Below are 1,731 nucleotides of genomic sequence, written 5' to 3'. Positions count from 1 at the left end.
TCCGAAGCGCTGCCTGCCACCCACTTTATGCGAATTATTCGTGGTGTGGTGCTGCGTGGTGCAGACCTAATGGAGCTATGGCGAGATACAGTTTGGTTACTTGGATTCACCGTTATCGGCCTTATTGTCGCTTCATTTCGCTTCAAAAAATCACTCGACTAATTCCACGATATTGCGTTTATTCCTTAAAAACAAAAATAGCCCCAACGAAGGGCTATTTTTTGTTTCTGTATTCATACACTGCGCTATCGAGCTCAACTCTCAGACAATATTAATAGTACTCACCGTAGGAACAATCTCGTAAATCGGAAATATTGTAGTTTTTCAAAGAGTTTATTTTAAAGTTGAACACTACCTGTTTACAGACAACGCCTTCGCGATCCGTGTACGTGATAATACCTTCACTGTACGCACGCTGACCATCAGAGGATGTCACGTCAGCAACAAGTTCCAAATGGCCCTTGTGCGCGTCTACGCGATTCATCATCTCAAACACATCGACCCACTCTTCGCGATTTGCCATTTGTATTAGCATGGACTTCGCCTGTGTTTCCAACTGCTGGGGGTATACATAATAACGGTTGTAACCAAAGTATGCGCACATAAGTAATAAAACGAGTGCAAATGAGGTTGTTCTTGTCATACAAGCTTCCTCTTGTTGTTATAAAAATCTTGCTTCGTTAATTCAGTATAGGAAGCGAGCAAAGTTTAGGTTATAGAACTTGCCCAAATAACAGGGGACAGTCAGAGACAGTCAATTCTATGACAAGCTCAACAACAAACTTTATTGCACTCTCATCATGGGCTTGAACAAAAATACGCCACAGAGACAGTAAGAAGTAAGAAGTAAGAAGTAAGAAGTAAGAAGTAAGAAGTAAGAAGTAAGAAGTAAGAAGTAAGAAGTAAGAAAGGAAAACTAACCGGAGCGCGGTGATAACAGAAAAGTAAAAGGAGTTGGAAGAAAAAGACAATCCGAGTGAATGTAGTGAGAGCGGAAATCAAGATTAGATTATCCGCCCATCAACTAGGCTCAAATTGTCAGTGACCACAACAATGTGACTCACCGAATTTAAACGTGTTGGTAACTATCTTCGAGAGACTCTGTCTGCGTTGTTTTTTCGCTCACTTCCACTTTAACCGCAGCGACCTTGAACTCAGGGATCTTCGCATGCGGATCCGTCGCCGTTGTCGTTAAACGGTTGACTGGCGATTCAACAAAGTGGAATGGAATGAACACCACTCCTTTTTGAATACGCTTAGTCACAAAAGCATCAATCTCAATGCTGCCGCGACGTGTAGACACCGTCAGACGCTGACCATTACTGATGCCAAGCGTTTCTGCGTCTTCCACGCTCACCATCGCGCGAGGGCCAGCAAGGTTATCCAACCCTTTAGTTTTGCGCGTCATGGTGCCGGTGTGGAACTGCTCAAGTACACGACCCGTCGTCAACACAAGTGGGTACTCTTCATCTGGTAGCTCAGCCGCATAACGGAACGGTACACCCACCATTTGCCCTTTACCACGAGTAAACTGGGTTTGGTGCATGATGCGAGTACCCGCAGGGTTGTTCTTGTTGCTCGGCCATTGCACACCGTTTGGCGTAATGGCATCCCAACGAAGACCCGCGTATTGAGGTGTCACTCGTGCGATTTCATTGGTGATATCAGACACGCAGTGGTAATCCCAATCACTACCCATTGCATTGGCGATCTCTTGGATAATCCACCAAT

At 44.8% G+C, this 1,731-nt stretch carries 2 protein-coding genes and 1 pseudogene; 1 reads left to right on the top strand and 2 read right to left on the bottom strand.

All coding sequences use genetic code 11. The annotated features are described in order from the left end of the window. Nucleotides 1–162, top strand: a pseudogene (locus IQR33_RS34535) (ABC transporter permease); the annotation flags it as partial. Nucleotides 163–271: 109 nt separating this feature from the next. Here IQR33_RS34535 and IQR33_RS26585 read toward each other — a convergent pair. Together IQR33_RS26585 and IQR33_RS34530 are read right to left on the bottom strand one after the other, a co-directional pair. Beyond that, entirely contained in the window at nt 272–643 is a 372-nt protein-coding gene (locus IQR33_RS26585; RefSeq protein WP_005375433.1) for a hypothetical protein, read from the bottom strand. A 426-nt stretch (nt 644–1,069) separates the two neighbouring features. Next, nucleotides 1,070–1,731 (bottom strand): molybdopterin oxidoreductase family protein (locus IQR33_RS34530; RefSeq protein WP_322631806.1); only part of this gene is annotated, 662 nt, incomplete at its 5' end.

This window comes from Vibrio sp. OPT46 (genome assembly GCF_015163535.1).
Taxonomy (GTDB): domain Bacteria; phylum Pseudomonadota; class Gammaproteobacteria; order Enterobacterales; family Vibrionaceae; genus Vibrio; species Vibrio alginolyticus.
Note: the sequence above shows the minus strand (reverse complement) of the source record. Positions and strands in the feature narration are given on the sequence as shown.

What these genes read in the sequence shown, in the direction of transcription:
- IQR33_RS26585 (WP_005375433.1), bottom strand. Translation starts at nt 643, where the DNA reads ATGACAAGAACAACCTCATTTGCACTCGTTTTATTACTTATGTGCGCA.